The organism is Neobacillus drentensis (assembly GCF_036962125.1).
GTDB classification, from domain to species: domain Bacteria; phylum Bacillota; class Bacilli; order Bacillales; family Cytobacillaceae; genus Neobacillus; species Neobacillus drentensis_B.
Genome location: NZ_JBALOA010000016.1, coordinates 1 through 12,278, shown reverse-complemented (window position 1 = coordinate 12,278; position 12,278 = coordinate 1). Strand labels below are relative to the sequence as shown.

Below are 12,278 nucleotides of genomic sequence, written 5' to 3'. Positions count from 1 at the left end.
TGTTTCCTTTATCTCAGTTGGAGCGCTCCAGGCCATACGCCGCTGAACAGGGCACTTGCGCTTTTCTTAATCATCATTATTATTCGACATTCCTGTAAACATGAGCACAAAACGGAGTAATTCTGCAACGGCTACTACTGTTGCAGCCACATAGGTTAATGCCGCAGCATTTAGTACTTTCCGCGCACGATACTCTTCTTCATTTCTAATCAATCCCGAACCAATCATCACATCCAGCGCTCTGGAACTTGCATTGAATTCAACTGGCAGGGTAACCACTTGAAAAAGCACCGCCGCGCCCATGGCAATGATTCCTAGTAATAAAAGGTTAGGATTTGTAAGTAGGATACCAATTAAAATTAAGACAAACGAAAAATTAGAACCGATATTCGCCACAGGTACCAATGCATGTCTTACCCGTAATGGCACATAGCCGTCCTTTTGTTGAAGACAGTGGCCAATCTCATGAATCGCTACGGAAATGGCTGCAATTGAGGTACCATGGTAATTCGTTGAGGAAAGCCGTACACTTCTACTTCTTGGATCATAGTGGTCCGATAAATGTCCTCTTACTTCTTCAATTGAAACATCGTATAATCCATTTTGATCGAGAATTCTTCTCGCGGCCTGAGCTCCAGTTAATCCTGAAGAGGTTCCGACTTTTAAGAATTTCGAATAGGTATTTCGTAAATACATTTGCACGAAGAGTGGAATAATCATGATTAAAATAAAATAAACAATAAATCCCATGATGTATGAACCTCCTTGTTGAGATGTTGATTTATGTATTATTATACTTAATGGTTCATTTTTTTAGTAATAAAGTGCTTATTAAAAAAGGACAAACCAACTGAGGTAAGTCCATTCGCATTTTAGATCGCCCGGTTAACCACGCTTATTTTTTTCCTAAAGATCTTCGGATTGGTCCCGATATAAACGCCAGATAGAACAAAGGCCGCTCCAATTCCGTGTGCCAACGTGAAGGTCTCATTTAGAAAAATGGTTGCCATCAAAACGGCAGAAACGGGCATGACATTAATGAAGATTGAAGCCTTGGCGGCGCCAATTTCCTTTATCCCGTAATAATACATAATAAAGGCAACCACTGTGACGAAGATACTCATATGGGCAATGGCCACCCAGGTAGAAAAATCAGCGTGCTGAACATCCTGCCAAGTGGTTTCTTTTAAGGCGAACGGGAATAAAAATAACGTCCCAAAAGCAACCGCATAGGTAGTCGATTCCACTGAGCTGAACTTCTTTAACACCACTTTGCCGACCACACTATACAATGCCCAACTGATTACGGCCCCAAGTAATACAATATCAATCGAATCAAAGCCGAACTTGAACAGTGTAAGAACATGCCCATCTGTAATGATGCATGTAACACCGAGGAGGGCAATGACCATTCCAATTATATGATTCTTGGTAATTTTTTCTTTTAAAAAGATTCCTGATAAAAGAACAATTAACACCGGATTGGAAGCAATGAATAAGGAACTCTTAATAACGGGTGCATGTTTAGTGGCAATAAAAAAACAAATATTATAAAGAGCAATTCCGGTCAGGCCTAACACCGCGAATAATCCATAATCTTTTAGTGTGGGCTTCTTGCGGTTTTTTTCGGTCAGCCACATTATCGGAAAGAGAAGGATCGCTGCACCTAAAAAACGTAAAAAAGCTACCGTTGCAGGTTCAAAGCTTTGAACGGCAATTTTACCAGCAATAAATGCACTTCCCCACGTAGCGGTAGCAAAAATCAACATTCCGTATGTAAGCCATTGCTTATTTTTCATCCATTTCCCTTCCATCTATTAAATTTATTAACTAGTATTTTACCATTTTTTTCGGATTTCGAAATAATTATTTTAGTTATTCATTGAATATTTTAAAAATTCCTGATACCTTACTGCTTTTTGTGCTGGCTTTGTTTATTTCGATAAGCAATGATATTTGTTTTTAACGAAGCATAAGTTCCAATCGCGGCATATCCATAAAACCAACCCATAAAGATCCCGCCAAAGGTATTGTGTTTGTGACTGATAAAAATCGAAATCCCTAGTCCAAAGAAAAGGGCAATTGTCGGGACAAACCATTTCGGTAATTTGAAATACACTTTAAGTAGTTGAGTTAACACGATAATGACTGGGATAGCAAAAATCGCGTCCCATACATTTGTTTGAATCGTTGGAAAATCCACTAGCGAACACACCTTTTTTCATTAGTATGTACGGATTGCCAAAAAGATATAAAGCTTGTAGGAAAGTCCAAAAGGGACGGATTCTACAAGCTTTATGCTTAGTTTATAGAAATATACCAGGCCAAGCCGCCAATCGCTGCTAAAATAACAATTACATAAATCGCAGTCAATCGTAGCGTGTTTTGTTTTGCAGAACTTTTATAGTCCTCATCTGGTTTTCCTGTCAATATAAGGGTGCCAATCAAGGCGGCAATTAAAACGATAATGATAAGAACCATGCCAAACTTCATATTTTCCATCCTCACTTTGATTAATCTAATGAAATTGATCAAATTATTGCCTTTTCCTAAGAGTTTCAATGTATGATTCTAATATTAAGGTTTATAGTATAAAAAATGACCATCCAATTGATAAAAAAGTAGACCATCCACTTTTATGATTAAAAAAGAAAGAAGTGAATGAATTGGAGTGGAAACCAAATCGTGCAGATAAAAAGCCAATCTACAAACAAATTGCTGATTATATTGAGCAAGCCATTTCAACAGGAATCTATACTTCGCAAATGTTACCTTCGGAGCGAACGTTAGCGGAAGAGCTGCAAGTGAACCGGAGTACCGTGATTGCTGCATATGAAGAACTACAATCGCTTGGAATTGTGGAGAGAAAAAAAGGAAGCGGAACCCGTGTAAGTACTGATATCTGGGGGCTTGAACATCGAAGGATTCCCAATTGGAGCAGGTATTTGGAGAGGGGTTCTTTTCTACCTAACCTCCCATTAGTACAAAGAATTCGTAAGGAAACCCAGGAACCTGATATGATTAACATGGCTAGTGGTGAATTATCACCAAGTTTATTCCCTAATGAGCAATTCCGTAAGATACTAGCCGAAAAGCCCTTTACAGGTTACCTCGGCTATGACGATCCGCAAGGGAATGAAGAGTTGAGAGTCACTATTTCTAATCATGTCCATGAGTTGAAGAATATTAATATACCCGCTTCATCGATACTGATTACATCCGGAGCCCAGCAAGCGCTGCATTTAATTGTTCAATGCCTGCTTAAACCTGGGGATGCAGTGGCGATTGAGGATCCATCCTATTGTTTTTCTCTTCCTATCTTTCACTCAGCTGGTTTAAAGATCTTCAGATTACCTGTGGATTCACAGGGGGTCAATCCGGACAACCTTATCCAATTACATAAGAAACACCGAATCAGAATGGTTTTTTTAAACCCCGATTATCAAAACCCAACGGGAGCGGTTCTTTCAATGGAACGGCGGATACAGATATTAAATATTTCAGCTGATTTTGGCATTCCAATTATTGAGGATGATCCTTATAGTTTGACCTCCTTTGATGGTGTGGTCAATCCAACGTTAAAATCAATGGACGATAATGGGAATGTTCTTTATATTAGTTCTTTGTCAAAAATAATTGCTTCAGGTTTGCGTATCGGTTGGGTCATAGGTCCATCAAAAGTGATTCAACGGCTTGCAGACGCCAAGCAGCAGGTTGATTTTGGACACAGTGTGTTTCCGCAATGGGTGGCGAATCAGTTTCTCCGTTCAGAGTCTTTTGAGCCACATATCCATTTTTTAAGAAATGAGCTCCGACAAAGGAGAGACCTGACCGTTCAAAGCATAAATGAACTACTGGATGAAAAAATTTCCTACTCCGCACCAAATGGGGGAATTCACCTATGGTGCCAATTAAACGGGCCGATAGATGAACAAAAATTACTAGAGGAATCGATTAGGAAGGGAATCGCCTTTGTTCCAGGAAGTATTTTAGGAACGGAAAAAGGTTGGATGCGTTTTACCTTTGGCAGGGCAGAAACAAATTCCATTCATGAAGGGATTTATCGGTTTTCACAGGCGTTAAAAAATATTGAAAAGTAATTTTTCTAAATCTCTAAGGAAAAGGCATCTTATGGACCAATATATGAGGAGGAATTTTTATGGAAATAGGAGTAAGTACGTTTGTAGAAACCACTCCGGATGTGAAAACCGGTGAGGTGATTAGCCATGCACAACGAATAAGGGAAGTGGTTGAGGAAATCGTCCTTGCCGATCAGGTCGGGCTAGATGTCTTTGGAGTTGGCGAGCATCACCGCGAGGATTTTGCGGCCTCTTCACCAGCGATTCTATTGGCTGCCGCTGCATCAAAGACCAGTCGGATTCGCTTAACAAGCGCCGTAACGGTACTATCATCTGCTGACCCGGTTCGTGTTTTTCAGGATTTCGCTACACTTGATGCCATCTCAAATGGACGTGCAGAAATCATGGCAGGCCGGGGTTCGTTTATCGAGTCTTTTCCACTGTTTGGCTATGATTTAAAAGACTATGATGAGTTATTCGATCAGAAATTAGAACTACTATTAAAAATACGAGACTCAGAAAAAGTGACCTGGCGAGGCGGGCATCGACCAACCATACAAAATCTTGGGGTATACCCAAGACCGGTGCAGACACCCTTGCCTGTTTGGATTGGCAGTGGCGGAAGCCGGGATTCTGTCATTCGTGCGGGTCTGCTTGGGTTGCCACTGGTTCTCGCGATAATTGGCGGGCGCCCGCTCCAGTTTGAGCCACTTGTGAGACTCTATAAGAAAGCAGCGGAACACGCCGGTCATGATGTATCGAAGCTGCCAGTCGCATCGCACTCGCACGGTTTCATCGCGGAGACTAGCGAAATAGCGGCTGAAAAGTTTTTCCCGTCTACCCAGCAAGTCATGAATAAGTTAGGACGCGAGCGTGGCTGGGGAATGTATGACCGTTCCAGCTTTGATGCCGCTCGCAGCTTAGAAGGAGCCTTGTACGTAGGAGATTCGAAAACAGTCGCTGAGAAAATCATCCACCTCCGCAAAAATGTAGGAATTACACGCTTCATGCTCCATTGTCCAGTTGGCACCATGCCACATGATGATGTCATGAGAGCGATTGAGCTGTTAGGAAAAGAGGTTGCTCCTATTGTTAGGGAGGAAATAGCCCGGTGGGAAGCACAGACGGAATAAAGACCCGTTCATTTACCCTGGTGGAGTAATAATGTTTTGGGTGGTAAAAGAGGAGTTGTGTCATTTCCCCAAGAGAGGAAAAAAAGGATCGGGCGGTAAATGAGGGGTCGTGTCATTTACCATGGAGGGGGAAAAATGATACGAGCGGTAAAAGAGGGGTCGTGTCATTTCCCTTGGAGGGGGAAAAATGGTCCGAACGGTAAAAGAGGGGTTGTGTCATTTATCTTGGTGTATAAAAAATCCATCGGGGGATAAATTGTCGAGCAGCTTGCGCGTGTAAATGGACCAACAAACAAATATAATAGATATAGGATAATAATAGTAGAGTGAAGGGCTGATTCTATGACATTTTTAGGGAAAATAAAACCACATTTAATAAGCAAAGATCTATTAATCCAAGAAACGGTGCTTTATGCATTACACGATTACCCAAACGTCCCCGAGGAATGGACGATAGAATTGTTGAAGGAAGCTTTTACCAACGTGCAGAAGCAATACTCGATTTTAATTTACATAGACCATATGAAGTTTACCGAAGAGGCAGTGGAAATACTGCTCGAAAATATTCCTAAAATGGATAAGTCCAAAATCCATTTAGGTATTAGACTATTATCTGAGATTGAGCCAAAACTCGCCTTTAAATATAAAGAGGAACTCTCACGATACATTTCTGCAGATGAATGGTCCTTTTATGAACGTGTAGTAAATGGATCAAAAGAAGAGGTTTACTCTGAATATAAGGAAATCGTCCATGCGCTGGAACATGGAAAATATCATGAGCAGTCTTTATACAGTAAAGCAAAAAAACTTGCAAAAAGTATAGTTCAGCATGGCTGGATTACAGAAGATGAAATAGAACGGATTATTCAAAAAGAAAGAAAAGAAGAATGGTTTTCCCATGAAGGAATCCTTGCGGTTTATATGATTGGATTACTGAAACTTGAGAGCTATATCCCATATCTTGCCACCCTATTAACCCGTGATGAGGATATACTTTTAGAAGAAGTTTCATCTACACTTATTGGTTTTCAATCAGATGAGGTGGTTCAAGCGGTTGGACCCTATTTAAAGAAATCGGAATCCGTTATTTTTGCTAGTTCTATTATTGAAAATATTAAATCTGACCTTGCTGTACAGGCATTAATAGAAGCCTATCGCTGTTCGGGTGAACTGGATGAGCAGGATCTTTTAATTGAAGCGCTCTGTCATCAATTTTCTGAAAAGGGATTACCGGTAGTTAGCGACCATATGAAAAAGGATTATACTTCAGGCTTAGTAGATATTGAACTAGCTGCTTATAGTTATTATTCCATTTTAGGTGAGTCACACCCTGAACTAATGGATTGGAAACTTGCTGCACTTGAGAGTGTATTGGACGTCAAACACCCCAGTAAACAAGATGCTAGTCTACAAAGCGGCACCATTTTAAAGGAACCTAAAGTAGGTCGGAATGACCCATGTCCATGTGGAAGCGGGAAAAAATATAAAAAGTGCTGTGGCAAATAAGGAGAGTAGTACGATGAAGTTTGATAAGGTACGTTGGGGAATTATTGGTTGCGGAGATGTCACTGAAGTGAAAAGCGGCCCAGCCTTTCAAAAAATTAACAATTCCGAATTGGTTGCGGTAATGAGAAGGACTGGCGAACTTGCCAAGGATTATGCCAAACGGCATGATGTACCAAAATGGTATGATGATGCGGATGAACTCATTAATGATCCTGATGTTGATATTGTCTACATTGCCACACCGCCCGGCTCGCATAAAGAATATACCATCAAGGCAGCTAAGGCTGGGAAACCCGTTTATGTGGAAAAGCCAATGGCACGCACTTTCGAGGAATGCCAAGAAATGATAGCTGCTTGTGAGCAGGCTGGGGTGCCCTTATATGTTGCGTATTACCGCAGGGCCCAAGAGCGTTTTCTAAAAATTAAAGAGTTATTGGCTAATGGGGCGGTTGGCGAGGTAAGGTTCGTGTCCTCCACCCAGTATCAAAAAGCTCGTAAGGATGTGTTGGACCCAGAACGTCTTCCATGGCGAGTACAGCCCGAATTGGCAGGTGGAGGATTATTTTATGATTTAGCCAGCCATACACTTGATCTATTAGATTTTCTGCTTGGACCGATTAAGTCTGTTCAAGGTTTTGCCTCCAATCAAGCGGGCTATTATCGTGCGGAAGATATTGTCACAGGAACCTATTTATTTGAATCAGGGATACATGGCGTCGGAAATTGGTGTTTTTCTGCTTTTGATGATGTCGATGTGAATGAAATCGTGGGAAGCAAAGGGAAAATTACCTTCTCCACCTTCGAAAACGAGCCCATTGTTTTGACCACAGCGAGCGGAACCGAGCAATGGAGTTTCAATCGGCCTGAGCACGTCCATCAACCTCTTGTCGAAACGATTGTTACTGACTTAACGACTGGCAGTTCTAAATGCCCGAGCACTGGAGTAACAGGGGCCAGAACAAACTGGGTCATGGGGGAAATGGTGAAGAATTATTATTTGGGGTGAAGGATTTGTCCTTATGAGGACAGAGCCCCCGTCTAGAAGCTGAAATCTGTCCTCATGGAGTGTTCATGAGGACAAAAATCCTGACTACGGGCTGAAACTTATCCACATGGAAAAGATCTCGACCAATTTTATTTAATCTTTCTAGTGTTTTTCAATAATGTAAGCGCATACATTATAAGGAGTACTGGAGGTGATGTCGTTGATTTATCCTTATGGTAATGATTATATCAAATACTTAAACAATGAAGGTTCAAATGGAATCACCTATGAGCAATGGAAATTTAAAAATAGGAAGCAACATCCAGACAAATGCAGACAATGCGGTAGTGGTAAAGAACGTTTTCAACCTTGTCCGAAGTGCAATTATTAAACGACTTTAAGCGGTTTTCTAGTTAGAGCGTAAACGAGTAACCATATAACAAAAAAAAGCTTGCGATTGTCATTACAATCCAAGCTTTTTTCATTGAATTCAGATGAAACTTTGTTAATCATTATGATTGTATGCACTAGTTTTAGGAGGATTGACATACTTTCCATCCATTTTGACGCCAACACCCTGATCATAGACCATTTTCCCGCCAAAGTAGCCTACCGAGAGGATGCTGGCAGAACAGAATAAGGCAAGCAGACAATAAATCACAAGGGAAGCCTTATGAAACTCTTTCTTTTTAAAAATAAAGAAAGCACGGTAAGCGACGACCAGAAAGGCAATGATTGTGGCAACATCCGCGAGGCTTTCATGGTACTCAAAAACATTGGTATTTCCTTTTGCATCATGCTCTGGACCCGTACCTATTGCAATCCAAGCACTAACAAAAGCAACGGCCCAAAGCCAAAAACCTTGCTTAGGTGAAAATTTCCGCTTGGTTACTGTTAAAAATAAATCGTAACAAGTTGCAATAATTATTAGTGCAATCGGAAAATGCACCATAATCGGGTGAATATGTGATAATAGTTCGGTCAACATTTTCATTCCTCCTCTTTTGAGAACAAAATATACGTTTATAAGAACCTGTGATTACATAAATTTTACAACACAATTATGAAAATTTCCTGAAAATGAAGACTCAAATGCATGTATTAATCGAGGTGTTCACAAAAATTCCACTTTTTTCATATAGATTTCATAGATGCTCTATATTAATCTAACAATAGCCTTGGAACTTTTGATGTTGGTTACCAACCATAAGTGGCTGGACAATTTGATCCAGCCACTTTCTTTCATTTTTAAAGTAGGGGAACTAGCAATTGGAAATACTAATTGCGTTAATAAATAGAAACGAGGAGATCAGCATTTGAAAGAACTACAAACTAAAATCCCCTCATTATCGTCAAACTCATTTACATTGGGTGTCTTGTTAGCCATAGTGGGAGGCTTTTTGGATGCGTATACCTTTATCAGCAGAGATGGAGTGTTCGCCAATGCGCAAACTGGAAATATGGTCCTACTCGCTGTTAAAGCTTCACATGCACAATGGCAAGGGGCATTACTGCATATCCCGCCCATTTTAGCGTTTATTTTAGGCGTGTTGGTATCCGAATTTTTTAAAATTCCTCATATAAGACAAGTAGTCCATAGCTATCGAAGGTCTATTTTAATAGTAGAAACGATTGTGTTAATTACCGTCGGTTTTTTACCTACGAGTGTCCCCAATATTGTGGTTACAGTATGTATCGCCTTTGTATCGTCTTTACAAATATCTACCTTTAATAAACTGGATAAGTGGGTTTACAATTCAACCATGACGACAGGAAATCTTCGAACCGCAACACAGGCAGCCTTTTTGGCCCTAAAAGAACATAATGAGGAAGCCAAAAAGCAATTCATAGAATTTTTTGCCATCATCCTCGCATTTTTATTTGGTGCGTTTGCAGGAACCTTTTCCACTACCACTATAGGGAACAGATCGATTTGGATCGCTTCAGTTGTCTTGGTGATTGCCCTTATTATGTACCATCGCGATAGAGGATATATTAGTAAATCATTATTGATGAATAAATAGGGGCACCGAACTTTACATTAAAAAAAGAAAAGAAGGTGAATTTCACCTTCTTAGATTATTAGTATCATGAGCGTTGAATCGTAGAAGTGGAGAAGGATTTAACCATCCGCTGCAGGTTTCGATGACCTTCTCTTAATTTTATTGTTTCTTCGATAATTTTTTGGAATCCTTCCAAATCTCTGTCCGTTGCATTTAATAACGACTTCGGTAGACCTTCGACGATTTGTTGTAGGGATAATTCCGAGCTCAAAAAATGACCACCTTTCAACTTATTCGTAAGACACTATGTCGCCTTTCCTTATATTTTTATATAGGAAGGGCTTTTTCCTGCTATCACGTTATAAAACTTATCTACAATAAATTGCAGATTCTATTACGAGAAGTAATAATAATTCTTTATCTTTCAAATAACGACAGTAAATGATTGAAGGAATAGTTGATTGTAGAAAAAAATTGAATCTAAATGATTCAAGTGAGATTATTTTTGTTAGTTTTTCTAGAGAAGGCCGGAACCAAATGGAATCCAGCCATTTTTAGTGAGGTGAATTTTAAATAGTGTGAATTTTCTTTCAGGTGGAAAGGAGTACCTATCTTCGTTATTCTAAAAGAATAATTAAGAAGGGTGGAATTATGGAGTGGTTCAAAAAAACGAAGATGAGAACTTACATCGAGGCTTAGATAATAGGCATATTCAGTTAATAGCACTTGGAGGGGCGATAGGGGTTGGATTGTTCTATGGTTCAAGTGCGACGATTCAAATGGCAGGTCCGTCCATTTTGCTTTCCTATATTGTTGGTGGACTCGTTATTTTTACCATTATGCGTGCGTTAGGGGAAATGGCTGTTGATGAGCCAGTTTCCGGTTCATTTAGCTCCTATGCCAATCGGTATTTAGGTCCGTTTGCAGGTTATTTAACCGGTTGGACCTATTGGTTCATGTGGGTCGTCGTCGGGATGGCAGAAATTACAGTTGTCGGCGTTTATGTAAATTACTGGTTTCCGGATATCCCACAATGGGTGACTGCCTTAGCTACACTTATTGTGATCACAATGATTAACCTAAGTAGTGTAAAAGCATTTGGAGAGTTTGAATTTTGGTTCGCGATGATTAAAGTAGTGGCGATTATTGGAATGATTGTGGTCGGCTTAGCGATGATCCTTCTAGGCATCGGCAACGAGGGTCAGCCCATTGGTTTTAGCAACCTTTGGACGCATGGCGGGTTTATCCCTAATGGTCTAAAAGGAATTTTAATGTCCTTGGTTCTAGTTATGTTTTCATTTGGCGGGGTAGAACTGGTCGGTATTACCGCAGGCGAGGCTAAGAATCCTCGAAAATCGATTCCATCTGCTATCAACAACGTAGTTTGGCGAATTTTAATTTTTTATATCGCTGCCTTAGGTATCATGATGAGTTTATATCCCTGGAATGAAGTAGGAACAAATGGCAGCCCTTTTGTGTTAATTTTTGATAAAATCGGTATTCCTGGAGCCGCCTCAATCATTAATTTCGTCGTGTTAACTGCAGCATTGTCAGCTTTTAATAGTGGTTTATTCAGTACAGGAAGAATGCTTTACAATTTATCACTTCAAAATAACGGACCTAAATATTTCGGTAAATTAAACAAGCATGCTACACCAAAACGTGGAATTCTATTTTCATCCTCATTTCTATTAGTAGCCGTCTTTTTAAATTATATTGTCCCTGAAAAAGTATTTATGTATATTTCATCCGTCGCAACCGTTGCGGTTATTACAAGCTGGACAATTATACTTATTACCCAATTAAAATTCAGACAATCTAAAACAAAAGAAGAAGTAAAAAAACTAGCCTTTAAAATGCCGCTATTTCCAATCTCAACCTATCTTGCTCTGGCTTTTTTAGCACTTGTCATTATCTTAATGGCTTTTATAGAGGAAATGCGCGTCGCCTTATATGTTGCCCCAATCTGGTTTATCATACTTTATGCTGGATATCGAATGAAAAAGAGAGATTAAATTATTTAGAGGTGATCAAGCCTCATCTGCACAGAAACGTACCAATGAGTACTCCGTCCGGTTCGAATTACAGGCAGACCATTGAGGGCGGAGATACCTTTAAGGCGGGGAACCTTTAAATGCTGAATCCACAGGACAAACATGATTTGGAAGGATATGGATATAAAAGTAAGGATACCTGAGCTAGCTTTACGTGTATCCATGACAGTCCAGTAAATAGCAAAATACGCCATTTTTTCGACTTTGTGTCACCATGAATTCATTGATAAGATGAAAACTACGTAAAAGAACAATTCGCCCATAGGAATAAAAACTGAAAGGAATGATTTGTTATCAATCATTTACAATTAAGTTACACAAGCGAAATGGATAAAGCGATGCGTAGCGCTCATGGTGTCGGGTATGAAGATTACAAAAGATATCACTCAGTGAGAATCAAAGTCGAAAAACGCCGTGAAAGGGAATATATCAAGTGCCGCAGAATGGTGGCAGATTTAGACAAACTACTTCATTATAATAATCGTTTAAAGGCATAATCAAAAGGTGTCAGGTACCAG

At 39.9% G+C, this 12,278-nt stretch carries 13 protein-coding genes; 7 read left to right on the top strand and 6 right to left on the bottom strand.

The window, feature by feature from the left end; all coding sequences use genetic code 11:
- Window positions 1-66: 66 nt before the first annotated feature.
- The 4 genes from V7121_RS15785 to V7121_RS15770 all read right to left on the bottom strand — a co-directional run bounded on the left by V7121_RS15785 (window position 67) and on the right by V7121_RS15770 (window position 2,493).
- Window positions 67-750 (bottom strand): zinc metallopeptidase, encoded by a 684-nt coding sequence (locus V7121_RS15785; RefSeq protein ID WP_335501072.1) that lies wholly within the window; start codon window positions 748-750, stop codon window positions 67-69.
- A 122-nt stretch (window positions 751-872) separates the two neighbouring features.
- Entirely contained in the window at window positions 873-1,799 is a 927-nt protein-coding gene (locus V7121_RS15780) for a DMT family transporter (protein WP_335501070.1), read from the bottom strand.
- A gap of 110 nt (window positions 1,800-1,909) precedes the next feature.
- The gene (locus tag V7121_RS15775; protein WP_335501068.1) at window positions 1,910-2,203 is read right to left on the bottom strand and encodes a hypothetical protein; all 294 of its coding nucleotides are present in this window, start codon (window positions 2,201-2,203) and stop codon (window positions 1,910-1,912) included.
- A 98-nt stretch (window positions 2,204-2,301) separates the two neighbouring features.
- Window positions 2,302-2,493, bottom strand: a complete 192-nt coding sequence (locus V7121_RS15770; protein ID WP_335501066.1) for a hypothetical protein — start codon at window positions 2,491-2,493, stop codon at window positions 2,302-2,304.
- A 173-nt stretch (window positions 2,494-2,666) separates the two neighbouring features.
- Between V7121_RS15770 and V7121_RS15765 the strand changes: the two genes are divergently transcribed.
- From V7121_RS15765 to V7121_RS15745, 5 genes are all read left to right on the top strand, one after another.
- Window positions 2,667-4,100, top strand: coding sequence for a PLP-dependent aminotransferase family protein (locus V7121_RS15765; protein WP_335501097.1), 1,434 nt, complete (start codon window positions 2,667-2,669; stop codon window positions 4,098-4,100).
- A gap of 59 nt (window positions 4,101-4,159) precedes the next feature.
- A complete protein-coding gene (locus tag V7121_RS15760; RefSeq protein WP_335501064.1) occupies window positions 4,160-5,212 on the top strand; it encodes an LLM class flavin-dependent oxidoreductase in 1,053 nt (350 codons plus the stop codon).
- 342 nt (window positions 5,213-5,554) lie between these two features.
- Window positions 5,555-6,718, top strand: coding sequence for an SEC-C metal-binding domain-containing protein (locus V7121_RS15755; RefSeq protein WP_335547170.1), 1,164 nt, complete (start codon window positions 5,555-5,557; stop codon window positions 6,716-6,718).
- A 13-nt stretch (window positions 6,719-6,731) separates the two neighbouring features.
- The gene (locus V7121_RS15750) at window positions 6,732-7,724 is read left to right on the top strand and encodes a Gfo/Idh/MocA family protein (protein ID WP_335547168.1); all 993 of its coding nucleotides are present in this window, start codon (window positions 6,732-6,734) and stop codon (window positions 7,722-7,724) included.
- A gap of 190 nt (window positions 7,725-7,914) precedes the next feature.
- Entirely contained in the window at window positions 7,915-8,094 is a 180-nt protein-coding gene (locus V7121_RS15745; RefSeq protein ID WP_335501057.1) for a hypothetical protein, read from the top strand.
- 114 nt (window positions 8,095-8,208) lie between these two features.
- Here V7121_RS15745 and V7121_RS15740 read toward each other — a convergent pair whose 3' ends face one another.
- Entirely contained in the window at window positions 8,209-8,691 is a 483-nt protein-coding gene (locus V7121_RS15740) for a DUF2231 domain-containing protein (RefSeq protein ID WP_335501054.1), read from the bottom strand.
- 328 nt (window positions 8,692-9,019) lie between these two features.
- Between V7121_RS15740 and V7121_RS15735 the strand changes: the two genes are divergently transcribed.
- Window positions 9,020-9,727 (top strand): YoaK family protein, encoded by a 708-nt coding sequence (locus tag V7121_RS15735; RefSeq protein WP_335501051.1) that lies wholly within the window; start codon window positions 9,020-9,022, stop codon window positions 9,725-9,727.
- Between the two features lie 64 nt (window positions 9,728-9,791).
- Here V7121_RS15735 and V7121_RS15730 read toward each other — a convergent pair whose 3' ends face one another.
- Entirely contained in the window at window positions 9,792-9,977 is a 186-nt protein-coding gene (locus V7121_RS15730; RefSeq protein WP_335501049.1) for a hypothetical protein, read from the bottom strand.
- A gap of 385 nt (window positions 9,978-10,362) precedes the next feature.
- On the opposite strand from V7121_RS15730, the gene V7121_RS15725 reads away from it, so the two are divergent.
- Window positions 10,363-11,721 (top strand): amino acid permease, encoded by a 1,359-nt coding sequence (locus V7121_RS15725; protein ID WP_335547166.1) that lies wholly within the window; start codon window positions 10,363-10,365, stop codon window positions 11,719-11,721.
- The last annotated feature ends 557 nt before the right edge of the window (window positions 11,722-12,278 follow it).